This window comes from Pseudoalteromonas sp. Z1A6 (genome assembly GCF_011378745.1).
In the GTDB taxonomy this organism is placed as follows: Bacteria; Pseudomonadota; Gammaproteobacteria; order Enterobacterales; family Alteromonadaceae; genus Pseudoalteromonas; species Pseudoalteromonas arctica.
Window position 1 is genome coordinate 1 of record NZ_WTKW01000545.1, and the last position, 1,771, is coordinate 1,771.

2 protein-coding genes are annotated in these 1,771 nt (G+C 37.1%); both read left to right on the forward strand.

The window, feature by feature from the left end; translation table 11 throughout:
* The first annotated feature begins 60 nt into the window (after positions 1-60).
* Positions 61-960, forward strand: a complete 900-nt coding sequence (locus GQR46_RS19320) for a haloalkane dehalogenase (RefSeq protein WP_165728953.1) — start codon at positions 61-63, stop codon at positions 958-960.
* A 380-nt stretch (positions 961-1,340) separates the two neighbouring features.
* The gene (locus tag GQR46_RS19325; protein ID WP_165742160.1) at positions 1,341-1,748 is read left to right on the forward strand and encodes a hypothetical protein; all 408 of its coding nucleotides are present in this window, start codon (positions 1,341-1,343) and stop codon (positions 1,746-1,748) included.
* The last annotated feature ends 23 nt before the right edge of the window (positions 1,749-1,771 follow it).

Below are 1,771 nucleotides of genomic sequence, written 5' to 3' on the forward strand. Positions count from 1 at the left end.
AAAAGCAGCAAGAGTTTTAAATCGCAAAAATTCAATTTAAACATTTAAAAAGGAATAAATATGTCAAACAACAAACCAATATCAGCAGCGTTTCCTTTTGAATCTAAATTTCAAGCTGTATTAGATTCTAAAATGCATTATGTCGATGAAGGAGACAAAAGTTCTAAAGATACTTTTTTACTCATACACGGAAACCCTACATCAAGTTATTTATGGCGAAACATCATTCCGCATGTAAGTCCGTTAGGTCGTGTAGTTGTTCCCGATCTTATTGGAATGGGTAAGTCTGACAAGCCCGATATAGACTATACATTTGAAGACCATATTACCTATTTAGATGCGTTTATTGAAAAGTTAGCCTTAAAAAATATCATTATAGTCATTCAAGATTGGGGTTCTGCTTTAGGTTTTAACTATGCCAATCAGCATAGAGAAAATATAAAAGGGATTGTTTTTTTTGAAGCTATGTCTCAAGTTTCTTATTGGAAAAATACGACTAAAGAGACAGAAACATTATTTAAAAAATTTCGTGACCCTGCAGAAGGGCATGAAATGATTGTTAAAAACAACTTCTTTATTGAGGCTATGCTACCCATGATGGCGGGCAGAGAATTAACTCAAGAAGAAATGGACCATTACCGAGCGCCTTATTTGGAAGAAAAGAGCCGTAAACCACTGCTTATGTGGCCTGGTCAAATTTCGTTTGATGGCGTCCCAAAATTTACCACTGACATTGTTAATTCATATAATGAATACCACAAAAATTCAGATGTGCCTAAGTTGTTATTTTATGCAGAGCCAGGACTAATTATTAATCGAGAATTAGGTGAGCATATCGCTGAAACGTGGAAAAATATTACTGCAGTAGATTTAGGTGAAGGAAAGCATTATCTACAAGAGTCGCATCCACACGAAATTGGTGAAGGTATTGTCGATTGGTATAAAAAAGTTATTAAATAAACACTAATTATAGGGCTAGTGGTCAAATAGAAAAAATGCTTAAGCGTTATATTGGGTAGACTACGGAACCATGAGCAGATTTATTTGACCGCTATAATTTGACCACGACAAAGAAAGTACCGATGGCAGCTAAATTATCCACGTTTGAAGCAGTTGATGGCTCTGCTACATTATATACCGCCACCAAAAATAGCCTTAGATGCACGGCTATTAAACTGAGAACAGGTGGCGTTTGTTTATATAGTCCAGTGTCAGGCCTCAGTGAAGAGGCTAAAGATAGCCTAATCGAATTAGGCGAAGTCCAATATCTACTCGCCCCTATACCTACCATAATGCTGGTTTGATAGAATACTCAAAAGCCTACCCCAAAAGCTCATTTAGTGGCATCTGAGAGTGCTCATGCACGCTTGACTGACAGGACAGGGCTAACGTTCAAAGAATTATCATCGCTAGCCAATGCACTACCAGAAGGACTTACCCTAGAAGAACCCAGTGGTTTGAAAAATGGTGAGGTTTGGCTTATAGAGTCAGCGCAGATTGGCTATATTTGGCATGTTGTGGATGCCTTTTCGGGCCAAAAACATACTGAAGGCCCAATATGTGACATTGTAAAAATGGTTAAAGTATTTCCTAATTTTGGTATTAAAGATCGAAAAGTCTTTGCCAGCGCGGTAATGCAACTTATTGAAATTTCACCGCCTAAAATTTTACTTCCTTGTCATGGTGCTTTAATTAAGTCACCTGATCTAGCTGATAAGCTCCGTAATTTAATACTAGAACTTGGCTAGAGAAAAACGATACTTGTGTAATT